Below are 12,388 nucleotides of genomic sequence, written 5' to 3'. Positions count from 1 at the left end.
CTGAAAACAAAGTGTTCGGTACGTCCATCGGTGAAGTCGAAATGGTGGGGGTCTCCAGCGCTGGAAGGTCAAGGCCGCCGGCCAGATTTGCGCTCGTCAAGCATGCATCAGCCGAAGGGGGTGCGGCAATAATGCGCTTGACCCTCCAGCGCTGGATTGTCGGACAAGGCCGCAAAACCGGAAATCCGGAGGGATTGGAATGATACCGGAAATCGGGCAGTTCGCCCTGGCGCTTGCCCTGGCCGTGTCCTTGGTGCAAAGCGTATTTCCCTTGATTGGAGCAGCACGGAACAATGTCATGTGGATGCGATCGGCATCTGCGACCTCGGTCCTACTGACAGCGCTGGTTGCTATCGCCTTCGCCGCTCTGATGTGGTCCTTCGTGGTCAGCGATTTCACTGTGCTAAATGTGGCCAGCAATTCTCATTCGCTGAAACCGATGCTTTTCAAGGTGGCTGCGACCTGGGGTAGCCACGAAGGGTCGCTGCTGTTGTGGATTCTGATATTGGTGATTTTCGGGCTGGGTGTGTCTCTGTTGGCTCGGAACATCCCACTGAAACTCAAGGCGCGCACTCTGGCAGTGCAGGCCTGGATCAGCGCGGGGTTCCTGTCATTCATGCTGTTCACCTCGAACCCGTTTGACCGGGTGTTTCCGGCACCGCTGGATGGTCAGGATTTAAATCCGCTGTTGCAGGATGTCGGCCTGGCTATGCACCCGCCGTTCCTATACCTGGGTTACGTCGGCTTCTCTATCGTATTTTCTTTCGCCGTGGCTGCCCTGATTGAGGGGCGGGTCGATCCGGCATGGGCGCGGTGGGTCCGACCCTGGACATTGGCGGCCTGGGTGTTTCTGACACTTGGTATCGTTCTGGGCAGCTGGTGGGCCTATTACGAACTGGGTTGGGGCGGCTGGTGGTTCTGGGATCCGGTCGAGAATGTCTCGTTTATGCCCTGGCTTGCTGGCACAGCGCTGTTCCATTCGGCCATTGTGACCGAAAAGCGCGGCAGCTTCAAAAGTTGGACGATCCTACTGGCCGTTTTGACCTTCTCGTTGTCCTTGTTGGGGACATTCATTGTCCGCTCAGGCTTGCTTACATCGGTCCATGCGTTTTCGGTCGATCCCGAACGCGGCATTTACATCTTGGCGCTGTTGGCTGTCGCGATCGGTGGTTCATTGACGCTGTTTGCCATACGCGCACCGGAGATGGAGGGCGGCGGTCTTTTTGCCCCGATCAGCCGCGAGGCCGGTTTGCTTATTAACAACCTGCTGCTGGCCACCGCAACGGCGACGGTTCTATTCGGTACGCTTTATCCGCTTTTGCTTGAGGCTGTGACAGGTGAAAAGATTTCGGTTGGACCACCTTATTACAACGCCAGTTTCGTGCCGATCATGCTGGTTCTAGTCGTTGTAATGGGGATTGGGCCGCTGTTGTCATGGAAGCGGGCGGATTTGCGCGGTGTTCTGTCCCGGCTCAAATGGGTGGCCGGGGTTAGCCTGCTCGTAGCGTTGCTTGTGTGGTATCTGGATACCGGCGGCCCAGCCTTGGCGGTAGTGTCGATCGGCCTTGCGGTTTGGTTGCTGGGCGCTGTGCTGACAGAGTGGGCCAGCCGAATTAAGCTGGGTGAGGCACCGTTGGCCGAGTCCCTGCGTCGGGCCCGCAGCCTACCGCGTTCTCATTACGGCATGGTCGTGGCCCATGCGGGGTTGGCTGTCTGTATGATCGGCTTTATCGGGTCCAGCGCTTGGAAATCCGAGGTCGTGACTTTTGCCGAGCCCGGAACACAGATTGAGATAGCAGGGTTCGACGTGCGTTTTGACGGTGTGGAACAGCTTCGCGGTCCGAACTATCTGTCTCGCGCGGCCACACTGACGGTATTTCGCGATGGCGCTTATGTCACCACGCTTCAACCCGAGCGCAGGGCCTATCTCGTGGCGGGTACCAGTACGACCGAGTCAGCAATTCGAACGACGTTGGCAGGGGACCTTTACGCCTCAATATCGGAACCGGCGGCGGAATCAGAACAGAGCAAATGGACCCTGCGTATCTTGTATGAGCCATTGGTGGTCTGGATCTGGATAGGTTCAGGATTGTTAGCATTTGGTGGTGTCTTGTCACTCTCCGATCGGCGTCTACGCGTCGGTGCACCACGAAAACGGACTGGGCAGAGCTCCGTTGCGGTGGCGGCGGAGTAGGGCAATGAAACGTCTATTTGCACTGTTCCCAATTACGATTGCCGGCATCCTGGGTGCCTTCCTGCTATGGGGACTGAATCCCGATCGCGATCCAAACGAAATCCCGTCTGTTTTGATCTCGCAGCCGGTGCCTGAGTTCGACTTGCCGCCGGTCGAAGGGCTGGATACCCACGGGCTGTCCAGTACCGATCTGGTGGAAAATGACGGGTCAGCTCCGATCGTGGTCAACGTGTTTGCGTCCTGGTGCGTGCCCTGCCGGGCCGAACATGCGGTGCTGACGCGTATGGTACGCGATGAGGGCATTCGCCTGATGGGCATTAACTACAAAGACAAGCCGCAGGACGCGCGGAAATGGCTCGACGATCTGGGCAACCCTTATGAGCGCATCGGTTCCGACCTGGACGGCCGAGCCGGGATCGAATGGGGGATTTCCGGCGTGCCGGAGACCTTTGTGATTGATGGCGCGGGCAAGGTCGTATTCCGTTTTGTCGGCCCGGTGCTGGGCGACGAGGCAATTTCAAAGATGCGCACCGCGCTGGATCAGGCGCGGGCGGCCGGAGGAGAGGCGTCATGATACGTCGCATTGTAATTACCGCGGTCACTCTGGCGATGCTGGTGTCGCAGCCGGCATTCGCGGTTGAGCCCGACGAGATACTTGCAGATCCGGTATTGGAAGAGCGGGCCCGGGCGATTTCGAAACAGGTGCGATGCGTGGTGTGCCAGAACCAAGACATCGACAGTTCTAACGCTGGCGTGGCGCGCGACCTTCGTCTGCTTGTGCGCGAACGGCTGGTGGCAGGCGACACGGACCAGCAGGTTATGGACTTTCTGGTTGCGCGTTATGGCGACTATGTTCTGTTCAACCCGCCATGGAAGCCATCAACTTACATTCTGTGGGTTGCGCCTATCGTCATCCTGGGGCTGGGTGGTATCGCGACTGCAGCGGTATTGACCCAAAATGCGCGCCGATATCGGAAGTCGCGAAAACAAGAGACGGAACGCGGCGCGAGCGAAGAACGGAATCCCGAAAACCATTCACTCACGGAGCCGCACGCATGATCTGGATTATCTTTTCATTCATGGCCGTGGCGGTGTTTCTGACGCTCGCCCTCTCCGGCCTGGGGCGCAAGACCTCGGACTTGTCGAGACGCGAAAGCGCCTCTGCCATCTTTTCCGACCAGATCGGCGAAGTGGAGAAGGACCTGGAACGAGGAATTATCTCAGCCGAAGAGGCCAAGGCCGCCAGAGCCGAGATAGAACGTCGCCTGAAGGCGATTGACCGGCAATCGGACGACAAAGCGATAATGGGCCATTCCGGGCGTGCGCTGATTTTACTTGCCGCGCTGGTAGTTCCAGCGCTCGGAGCCGGTCTTTATTGGCAACTGGGTAGTCCCTACATCCCCAGCCAGCCATTTGCCCAACGCGAGGGGGAGCAGGCCGAAGCCCGTGAAATCGCCGACCTTGCCGTGCGCCTGAAGTCGCGGCTTGAGGCGGATGAAACCGGCGGGCCAACCGAGGGATGGGTGTTGTTGGCTCAGACCTATATGCGTATGGGACGCTTTGGAGATGCCGCAGACGCGTTCGAGGGGTTGCTGGACCGACCCAATGCGAATTCAGCGCTGGTGTCGCAATATGGCGAGGCGTTGGTCTATGCCGATGACGGTGTCGTTACGCCCAAGGCCGATCGGGCGTTTGAACGAGCCTTGGAACTGGACCCATCGAACCCAGCAGCGACATTCTACAAAGCCATTGGTCTGGAGCAGGCTGGATCGCCTGATAAGGCCTATGACCTACTGAAGACGCGGATGGACGCCGAAGAGGAGTTCCGGCCATGGATGGAGAGTTTTGTGGCCCAGCTTAACCGCATCGCCCCGTCGATCGGACGGGCTCCGGTGAATCTGGCGGCTTTTGCCCCTTCCATGCCCGGCCCAACTGCCGATCAGGTGGCGGCGGCCGAGGAGATGTCAGACGAAGACCGGCAGGCCTTCATCCGCTCGATGGTCGAACGGCTTGCGAGCCGGATGCAGGAAAACCCAGGCGATCTGGACGGCTGGATGCGGCTGGGCAACGCCTATTCGGTGCTGGGCGAGACCGACGGCGCCCGGAACGCCTATGGCAGGGCAAGGGATCTGGCGGATGACCTGCCGCAGGGGGATCCGCGCAAGGTGGCAATCGACCGGGCATTGCTGGAACTGGGGGGTTGATTCCCGCAGCCCGGCGTGGATCGGGCCGGCGCCGACTTCGCGCTGATGCCCAGTGAGCCATCTGGAAAATTCCGGTTTAGGCTATCGCATGCCGATCTTTAGGAGGTTGAGACCATGAAAGTTGAAACGTTTTCTGATCTAATTGTCTGGACGCGGGAAATGCATCATTGGCTCGCCGAATGTTTGGCCCACTGTTCGACACAGTCAGAGCAGGAGCTGGCCAGGATGTTGCTTACCTACCTCGCCGATCATGAGGCTGCTCTGGAGAAAATCGTCGATGGTTTCGTGAAACGAGCCGATCCCAAAGCGCTCAACACCTGGGTATATGACTATTTGGGCAATGAGCCGATCGACCCACATCGCGCCTGCGACAGGCCGTTCGCACAGATGAGCGTCGATGAGATCTGCGAAGCGGTCTTCGATCTTCACAATCAGGTGATCGACTTATATCGGTATTTGCACGGGCGTGCCGAGATACCCGAGGCACGCGAACTCTTTCAGGCGATACTGGATATGGAAGAGCACGAGACCATGCGTTTAGCGCAGCAGAGCAACCGCGTCCGGGATATGTGAACTCCGGGGTCAGGATCCGCTTTCCACGGCTCCGCCCGCAATCGGCGCGGCCTGTTCCATCGCGTCGAGAATGGCGTTCGTGGTCAAGATCTCTGGCAGGGCGATGCCTTCGGGGGCCGACGGGCCGTAGACGATGTTGAAGGGGATCCCGAACCGTCCATTGTCCTCAAGGAAACGGGCGATCACATCGTCGGGGCGGGTCCAGTCGGCCTGCATCGGAATTGCTTTGTCCGATTGCAGTGTTGCCAGAACCTCGCCGCGTTCCAGCACCAGCGCTTTGTTGGCCTTGCAGGTCAGACACCAGTCGGCTGTGACATCGACGAAAACCACCTCGCCGCGCGACACAAGGCGGGCGATTTCGGGGCGGCTGAAGGTAATCCAAGGGATCTCTCCGGCTGGTTCAAGCAGCCTGGACCGGTCTTTGCCGGCAATCGCAACCGGTGCGGCAAACGCTGCGGTCAGCGTCAGCAACAGGGCTGTCCAGCGCAAAACGGGTGGCATCATCGTACTTTTCCAGATCAACAGGACCAGAACAGTTGCAGCCAGCACGGTAGCAGTTGCAGCAGTGTCTCCGGCCACCCCGACCATCACCCAGACCAACCAGCCGATCGTGGTCAGCAGTGCCGCCGACAGGGCCCATTTTAATCCCACCATCCAACGCCCCGGTTTAGGCAGAGCGGCGGTAAGTTTCGGGTGCACTGCAACCAGCAGGTAAGGAATGGCCAGCCCGACCCCCATTGCGGTGAAGATCGCCACGATATCCACCGGTCGGCCGGTCAGGGCAAAGGCCACCGCCGTGCCGAGGAAGGGGGCCGAGCAGGGCGTCGCCAGAACTGCTGAGAAGGCTCCGGTCAGGAAATCCCCGACCAGCGACACGCGGCCCTTTTCGACATGGGCAAGCCGGGTGTTCAGCGACTGCGGCAGCGTGATCTCGAACAAGCCCGCGAGGCTGGTTGCAAAAACCGCCAGCACCACGATCATCACCGCAAGGAAAAGCGGATTCTGGAACTGGATGCCCCAGCCGACGGAATAGCCCAGCGACCGCGCCGCAATGGTGATAGCCGCCAACAGCCACATGAATGTCAGGATTCCGGCTGCCGAAGCCAGGAACCCGGCGCGAATCTGAGCCGCAGAGCGGTCGCGAGCCTTTACCGCCGAGGAAAGCTTGATCGAAAGCACTGGCAGTACGCAGGGCATGACATTCAGAATCAACCCGCCGCCCACCGCCAGCAAAATGATCCAGACCAGCGCGCTGGCTGAAGTTTCGGCGGCCGCGATCTCATATGGTGGCGGGGTAGGGGGAGCGTCGGTACGGGGCGAAAACTCGGCCACGCGGTTGGTGTCGGTAACCGTGACGGACAAGGCGGGGGGGTCCTGTGCCAGAGCGAGGACCGGGAACTGCACCCATAGCTGACGCCTGTCGCCAGCGAGCCGGATGTCGGGTGCACCAAACGCGGTGTCACGTCCCATGTCGGGAAAGACATCAGGCGCATCAAAGGGCAGGTCGCTGGTGAAATTCAGCGTCAGCATCTCGGACTCGGTATCCAGGGTCGCGGCGTCGGACTTCATTCCGCTTGTGTTTCCCGTGGTTGGCACCCGCGACAGAAAGGCATTTATAAGCCGGGCCGAGTCCTGATCCCGACCCGTTCCCTGAGTCAGCGACAAGTCCAGCGAAAACTCGACCGGCACACAGATATCGGAACAGATCAGCGTTGTCACAGCGGCCTTCAAGTCAACTGGCGCTCCGGGGTTCTCGAGTGTGACGGTCAGCGGAAAGACCACTTCGTCCTTGTACCCGAAATTCTCGATCCCGAAGGCGCGAAAACGGATCGGCGCGGGCCAGTGAAACTGTACGTCGCTGACGTTTTGCGAGCCGTTCCAAGTGATCTTGGGCGGAATTCCCACCTCACCAGGCGACTTCCAGTAGGTTTTCCAATCTTCGCCCAGTTTCAGATGCAGTCCTGCAGTGATCGTCTTGACGTCAGGCGCGATCCCGTCCTGCGCGGTAATTATGTGTGCGACCAGGGGCTCTGATTCATACGCTTGGGATGTAGCTGCAAGGCTTGTCCCGGCGGAAGTCTGGCCAAAGATTAACCCCAAGATCATAATACATAAATTTAGGAGTGTTCTTGCCATTGCGCGTTGCCATCGGTTGTTTTGCACCCGTCTCTGCCAGATTCCAGCGCTGGAGGGTCAACGAGCCGGAATGTCACATCCCCACGATCAGCTCACGAAACCTTCGCGCCCGTCTTCGCAGATGAAATAGGCCCCGCCATCCGCGCCCTCCCATTGAACCCGGCAACCTTGGGGCAGGGCGTATTCAGGCTGCGGCGGTTGCAGCGGGCATAGTTTAGGGCGTGGTGCGCAAGCCGCCAGCGAAAGAGCGGCCAGCGACATGGCGGCCAACCTTGAGCACCAAAGCTTCATGATTGAAGATTATTGCCGGTGTACTGGGTTCGGTCCGACCGCGGCGTCTGTTGCCTTTGGTCTTTCCGATTCAGATTTGTTCGAATGACAGGATTTTTCCATCGCCTTGTGCATAAAGAAATGGGCTCCGAGGCACAGGATCAACGGTGCGAAAAGACCCAAGGAGTCAGAAAGCCCACCAACCGTCCCGCCGGCGATCAAGTAGAGAGCGATCGGCGTTATCATGGCAATGCAACATACCATCATGCCCCATTTCATTATCTTGCCGCCGCTAACCGGTACTGACGCCTGCGGCGCGTTTGCAGTCTGTTTTTCTTTCACATTCAACTCCAAAATTTGGATTGGAGACCTCTGCTAACGCCTTCCCACGATGGAAGGTCAAGCTGTTTTGGCGCGAAGCGAATTTGACGCTGTCAAACCAGTCCAGCATTTGCTTGGGCCTTACTTGGTGCATAGACACGGCCGGAACAGGGAAGTTTTTAGGGGTATGAACAGCAGGCATTGTCGTCCCGACGCCTGGTGAAGTTTCAGGTTAAACACGAAGCTGCCTAGGTCACTTTAAGCCTTGAAAACTCGCGGGTGGGTCGAAGCGATATCGAACGAATAATTGAATGGACAAATCTTCCCCCGTCGCGGATTGTCTAATCCCCTGGGTACTAACTCCAGACACCAACCAGCCAATAGGAGCGCTATCAATGCTGACCAGACGACATTTTGTTGCAGCCTCGCTCGCCATTTTCTCTCAGCCGGTTTTTGGAGTGACGTCGGCGGCGGCCTCGCAATGGTCGGAGTGGGATGCGCAAGTAACTCCAGCCAATTTTGATCCCGCAACATCCAATCCCTGGGGTTTACACCCACGTTTCCTGCCTCAGCGTGTGCAAACCAATCGACCACTTACTCCGGGTGACATTCATGTCGACGCGGTGGCACGATATCTGTATTTCATCGAAGACGGTGGCACAGCAATGCGTTACGGCGTAGCCATTGCCCGAGGCAATCTTTACGAGCCCGGAGTCTACACGATCAAGCGAAAGGCCAAATGGCCGCGTTGGACTCCTACAGCCGAAATGATTGAGCGCGACCCTGATGAATATGCGCAATTCGCAGATGGTGTGCCCGGTGGGCCGACAAACCCATTGGGATCAAGGGCGTTTTATCTGTTCGAAGGTGGTCGCGACACATACCTGCGAATTCACGGAACGCCTTATCCAAGATCTATCGGAGGTCGCGCAAGTTCTGGCTGCGTAAGGATGGCGATGCCACATATCATCGGGCTTTATGATCGTGTCAGGCCAGGGTCCACGGCTCATCTCTACCCTCCCGAGCGGCTTCTGACCGCGACCAGCTGACAGGCGCTTGTCAGGCGCGCGTACAGATTGGGCGCCCTTCAATAGTCCTAAGTGGTAGGTAGGTTGTTTCAACTGGCCCAACATAGCGATACCAATAGCAACCGTCCTCAGGCATGATTTTCACTGCGTTCAGGTCCTGGCCCGGAGCAGCAATCTGGGCTACGGCGTCAGGAACTTGGGAAAGCGTTCCGGGCTCGCTATCTGCAGATATTGACGTTGTTTCGGTACAAGCGCCGATGAACAAAAGTGCGGCCAGTGCTTGGAAAGCTTTCCTGAAGGACATGGTGTTTAGTCCACTGTGATTGTCATTTGTAGTGCCTGCTACCCTCGCATCGACGGGTGATCACATCAATTCACCAAGAACTAAGCAATTGTTAGCGTTGCTTTTTTGTGTTCGGTTGATTCAAGAAAGTCAGGTTTTGCTTAAAGCAGCCTGGAGTTACGTCCAAGAAAAATTGCTTTTCCACAATGACTTGATGATTTGGGTCCGCCTTCTAAGGAAATATCCCTGCGCCAACGGCAACGACAATTCAGACGAGACATCCCATATGAAATGTCATTTGCGTGTTGACCTTCCAGCGCAGGAACCGGGCATACGAGTTATTTGAGTCGGAAAAAAAGAATAAACTTTGGGATGGCAGGCATGAAACGGAGCAAAGAAGGAAAGGTTGTTACGCGACGTGGAGTGATTGCCGCGTTTGCTGCGACGACGCTTTTTCCAGCACCGGCCGTTTGGGCCCAATCAACGGCAACTGAGGGGACGCGCCGCAATGTTTCCTCATTCCGCGTTGCTAAATGGCAGGACCACTTTGATACGCTTAAGAATGGTGTGATCCTGTCCGATACACAGTCCAAGGTCCTGCAATATTGGTCGGAAGACGAAAGCGTCTACCGAATGTATCCAACCAGCGTACCGCTGACGGAAGACCTTACAAGGCTGGGCTACACCACAGTTACTCGCAAGGTCGAAGGGCCGTCTTGGCGACCGACACCAGCAATGAAAAAGCGCAACCCCGCTTGGCCCGATTATGTGGGCCCGGGTCCGGAGAATCCTCTGGGGACACATGCACTTTATTTGAGCTGGCAATACTACCGGATCCACGGCACCAACGACACGCGCAAGATCGGGAGAAGATCCTCCAACGGCTGCATTGGCTTGTACAACGAGCAGATTGCGGAATTGTTCGAACTGGCCACTGTGGGCACTCAGGTAAAACTGATCTGACCTTGGTCAGGCCGATTTTTTTTGCGCGCGTTGAACCTAAGAACTGACAATCATGTGAAGAACAGAGATGGATAAACTTACACTCTTGATCGGCGGAGTAGTGATCGCAGGCGCCGCCGCGTTCGTCTACAACTTAAATCAGCAACCAACAGGTCACTCGATGACGCCGCCCGATACGTCAGCACTGGAGCAAGGAGACCCAATCGAAAACGTCACTCTGCCGGACCAGCTAAGCGAATTTGCGGCCGTCGGCAAAGTGGCATTCGACGCCAAATGCTCGGCGTGCCATGGCGCGAATGCAACAGGTCTGGAAGGCCTTGCACCACCTTTGGTGCATAAAATCTATGAACCAAGCCACCATTCGGACGAGTCATTTTATGTGGCAGTCCAGAATGGAGTTCGGGCACACCATTGGAAGTTCGGCAATATGCCGCCGGTCGATGGCTTGACCCGTGCGGATGTGAAGGGCATCGTGGCGTATATCAGAGAGCTGCAGCAGGAAAACGGGATTTTCTGAAGGTGACGAGCCGAATGGGCAGTGCAATTCGTTACATCATACTGTCAATGGTGCTGACCATTGGCGGGCTGCTTGTGACGGCCGATTCTGCTCATGCACATGGCAGTGGTTCTCAGCACGTGATTGACCAAACGGACTCCGCGGACGTTGAGCATGTCAAGCAGGGTCATCCCGGACATTGTCATGGCGGAACGATTTGCAACGCTGTTGGTCTATTTTCGATGGGTCCACCACCGCCTGGCCCCCAAGATACTGAACAAAGATACTCGATCCCTCGAGCCCAATACCGGGTTCTCGGTATCGCGGCGTTTGACCCACCACCGCCGCGTGTCCTGATCTGACCAGTCGAATTGCGCTCAACCTGGGCGCGTCGAAGCAGACGACAAGGACAAAACAATGAACATTCTGAAAATGACCACAGGCGTTGCCCTGGTTTCTCTGTTTGCAGCCGCCGCCCTGGCGCATGGTGGCGCAACCGGCATCGTCAAAGAACGCATGGATGGTATGTCCGCGATGAAGGACAGCATGAAGATCCTTACGCCGATGATGCAGGGGAAAACGCCCTACAATGCGCAAACGGTACGAAGCGAGGCCAAGAAAATCGGGCGTCACGCTGGCGAGAGCATGACAAAGCTGTTTCCAGAGGGATCTGATGGCAAACCCTCGGAGGCCAAATCGGAGATCTGGCAGGATTGGGGTTCATTTGCAGAGTTAGCCAGGCAGTTGGAATCCTACTCTGAAGGCCTTGTGCTTGCGGCGGACAACGGGTTGATGATGTCCGGGTCGGGCCATGGTTCGGGCATGATGGGCGGCGCATCCATGATGGGTGGCGGTTCTATGATGGGTGCCGGAATGATGGGCGGCAGTCCAAACCAGGCACAACTTTCTGAAATGCCGGCAGATGGTGTGTTCATGATGCTGAGCCAGACATGCTCGGCGTGTCACACGCAATTTCGGTCGGAATAGGAATGCGTCATGAGACCGATATTCCGATTGGGCCTTGCTGCCGCCGTAGCGGCGTCAGCGGGACTTGTTGCTGTGATGGCTTGGCCGATTGGCCAGCCCTTACAAGCTCTCGACATTCAGGGTGACGTTAACCGCGGGGCGTATCTGGCAAGGGCAAGTGGTTGTATCGCTTGCCACACAGATTTTGCCAAAGGGGGCGCGGCCTTGGCCGGTGGGGTGGAGTTGGATACCCCGTTCGGCACGCTCTTTTCGCCGAACCTGACCACAGATCCCGATCACGGGATCGGTGATTGGACAATCGAGGAGTTCGCCCGCGCGGTGCGTCAAGGCGTATCACCCGGCGGACAACCCTATTACCCGGCCTTTCCTTATCCATTCTATGCCAATTTCACGGATCAGGACATCGCCGATCTCTGGGCCGCATGGCAAACAGTTCCACCGGTAGCGGAACCGTCAAAAGAACAGGAAATGGCGTTCCCCTTCAATCAGAGATGGGGCCTGAAGCTGTGGCGCGCGGCTTTTCTGGAACCACCCCGCACTGATCCCGTGCCGGGCAATGACGAAGTGTGGAACCGGGGCCGGCTACTGGTCGAAGGTGCCACACATTGTGCGGCCTGCCACACCGGGAGGAACCTGGCTGGCGCAAGAAATTCGGACACGGAACACTTCAAGGGAAGTGACTCTCTGCCGGGCGGTGACAAGGCACCGGCCATCGACTTTGAGACCCTGCAAAAGCGTGGTTGGACGGTAGATGATTTGGCCTACGCGTTGCGCACCGGCGTCATGCCTGATGGCGATGTCTTCGGCGGCGCCATGGGAGAGGTCGTAAACTATGGCACCAGCTTTCTGACAGACGAAGACCGGAAGGCAATGGCGACCTATCTGCTGGATGTGCACGACGGGGGGTAATCGAGTGAGAGATCAAATTTTCTT

14 protein-coding genes are annotated in these 12,388 nt (G+C 57.4%); 11 read left to right on the top strand and 3 right to left on the bottom strand.

Annotated elements, in window-relative coordinates; all coding sequences use genetic code 11:
• The first annotated feature begins 199 nt into the window (after positions 1-199).
• The 5 genes from GOV91_RS18570 to GOV91_RS18550 all read left to right on the top strand — a co-directional run bounded on the left by GOV91_RS18570 (position 200) and on the right by GOV91_RS18550 (position 4,971).
• Entirely contained in the window at positions 200-2,194 is a 1,995-nt protein-coding gene (locus GOV91_RS18570) for a heme lyase CcmF/NrfE family subunit (protein WP_170417870.1), read from the top strand.
• 4 nt (positions 2,195-2,198) lie between these two features.
• Positions 2,199-2,768 carry a DsbE family thiol:disulfide interchange protein gene (locus GOV91_RS18565; RefSeq protein ID WP_170417873.1) on the top strand — a complete coding sequence of 190 codons (570 nt, stop codon included), beginning with the start codon at positions 2,199-2,201 and terminating at the stop codon, positions 2,766-2,768.
• Positions 2,765-3,253 carry a cytochrome c-type biogenesis protein gene (locus tag GOV91_RS18560; protein WP_170417876.1) on the top strand — a complete coding sequence of 163 codons (489 nt, stop codon included), beginning with the start codon at positions 2,765-2,767 and terminating at the stop codon, positions 3,251-3,253. Before GOV91_RS18565 ends, GOV91_RS18560 begins: the two co-directional genes overlap by 4 nt.
• Complete coding sequence (gene ccmI, locus GOV91_RS18555) at positions 3,250-4,398, top strand: c-type cytochrome biogenesis protein CcmI (RefSeq protein ID WP_170417878.1); 1,149 nt, start codon at positions 3,250-3,252, stop codon at positions 4,396-4,398. Before GOV91_RS18560 ends, ccmI begins: the two co-directional genes overlap by 4 nt.
• 114 nt (positions 4,399-4,512) lie before the next feature.
• Positions 4,513-4,971, top strand: a complete 459-nt coding sequence (locus GOV91_RS18550) for an ATPase (protein WP_170417881.1) — start codon at positions 4,513-4,515, stop codon at positions 4,969-4,971.
• Positions 4,972-4,980: 9 nt separating this feature from the next.
• On the opposite strand, the gene GOV91_RS18545 is transcribed toward GOV91_RS18550, so the two are convergent.
• The 3 genes from GOV91_RS18545 to GOV91_RS18535 form a co-directional block, all read right to left on the bottom strand.
• Positions 4,981-7,107 carry a protein-disulfide reductase DsbD gene (locus tag GOV91_RS18545; protein ID WP_253285959.1) on the bottom strand — a complete coding sequence of 709 codons (2,127 nt, stop codon included), beginning with the start codon at positions 7,105-7,107 and terminating at the stop codon, positions 4,981-4,983.
• An 87-nt stretch (positions 7,108-7,194) separates the two neighbouring features.
• Positions 7,195-7,368 carry a hypothetical protein gene (locus tag GOV91_RS18540; protein ID WP_170417885.1) on the bottom strand — a complete coding sequence of 58 codons (174 nt, stop codon included), beginning with the start codon at positions 7,366-7,368 and terminating at the stop codon, positions 7,195-7,197.
• 39 nt (positions 7,369-7,407) lie between these two features.
• Positions 7,408-7,719, bottom strand: coding sequence for a DUF2933 domain-containing protein (locus GOV91_RS18535; RefSeq protein WP_255612174.1), 312 nt, complete (start codon positions 7,717-7,719; stop codon positions 7,408-7,410).
• A 374-nt stretch (positions 7,720-8,093) separates the two neighbouring features.
• On the opposite strand from GOV91_RS18535, the gene GOV91_RS18530 reads away from it, so the two are divergent.
• From GOV91_RS18530 to GOV91_RS18505, 6 genes are all read left to right on the top strand, one after another.
• On the top strand, positions 8,094-8,747 hold the full coding sequence (locus GOV91_RS18530; protein ID WP_050605720.1) for a L,D-transpeptidase: 654 nt from the start codon (positions 8,094-8,096) through the stop codon (positions 8,745-8,747).
• 634 nt (positions 8,748-9,381) lie between these two features.
• On the top strand, positions 9,382-9,972 hold the full coding sequence (locus tag GOV91_RS18525) for a L,D-transpeptidase (protein WP_170417888.1): 591 nt from the start codon (positions 9,382-9,384) through the stop codon (positions 9,970-9,972).
• 67 nt (positions 9,973-10,039) lie between these two features.
• A complete protein-coding gene (locus tag GOV91_RS18520; protein WP_170417891.1) occupies positions 10,040-10,489 on the top strand; it encodes a cytochrome c in 450 nt (149 codons plus the stop codon).
• 153 nt (positions 10,490-10,642) lie between these two features.
• Positions 10,643-10,825 carry a hypothetical protein gene (locus tag GOV91_RS18515; protein ID WP_157054267.1) on the top strand — a complete coding sequence of 61 codons (183 nt, stop codon included), beginning with the start codon at positions 10,643-10,645 and terminating at the stop codon, positions 10,823-10,825.
• A 60-nt stretch (positions 10,826-10,885) separates the two neighbouring features.
• Positions 10,886-11,455 carry a cytochrome c gene (locus tag GOV91_RS18510; RefSeq protein ID WP_170417895.1) on the top strand — a complete coding sequence of 190 codons (570 nt, stop codon included), beginning with the start codon at positions 10,886-10,888 and terminating at the stop codon, positions 11,453-11,455.
• 9 nt (positions 11,456-11,464) lie between these two features.
• Positions 11,465-12,364 (top strand): cytochrome c, encoded by a 900-nt coding sequence (locus GOV91_RS18505; protein ID WP_170417899.1) that lies wholly within the window; start codon positions 11,465-11,467, stop codon positions 12,362-12,364.
• The last annotated feature ends 24 nt before the right edge of the window (positions 12,365-12,388 follow it).

The organism is Ruegeria sp. HKCCA6837 (assembly GCF_013034475.1).
Lineage (GTDB): Bacteria > Pseudomonadota > Alphaproteobacteria > Rhodobacterales > Rhodobacteraceae > Ruegeria.
The sequence above is the reverse complement of the archived record's forward strand: the minus strand, read 5'-3'. Positions and strand labels throughout refer to the sequence as shown.